This window comes from Pseudomonas sp. Root401 (assembly GCF_001425105.1).
Lineage (GTDB): Bacteria > Pseudomonadota > Gammaproteobacteria > Pseudomonadales > Pseudomonadaceae > Aquipseudomonas > Aquipseudomonas brassicacearum.
Genome location: NZ_LMDO01000058.1, coordinates 2,245 through 2,496, shown reverse-complemented (window position 1 = coordinate 2,496; position 252 = coordinate 2,245). Strand labels below are relative to the sequence as shown.

The following is a 252-nucleotide window of genomic DNA, read 5'->3' as shown; positions in this document are numbered from 1 at the left end:
GCGGACAGGCTCAGGCCAGTGGTGTCCTGAGTGTCTGTGACGGTGGTTTCGGCAGGCTTGCCGTCGATGTCCAGTTTTTCGTAGTTGCCGCCCTGGGCGTCGTCGATTTTGACGCTCAGGTTATCGCCGCCTGCGAGGGCGTCGTTTGGCGTGACGAAGTTCACCGAAGCGGAGCTGGCACCGACTGGGATGGTAATGGTCTGGCCGTTGCTCAACGTCACGACGAGCGGGGCATCAGTGACCGGTGCGTTG

The 252-nt window shown here is 61.9% G+C and carries 1 protein-coding gene; it reads right to left on the bottom strand.

The window, feature by feature from the left end; translation table 11 throughout:
- Positions 1–252: immunoglobulin-like domain-containing protein (locus ASC85_RS33340; protein WP_162254897.1), on the bottom strand; the 252-nt coding region annotated here is incomplete at both ends.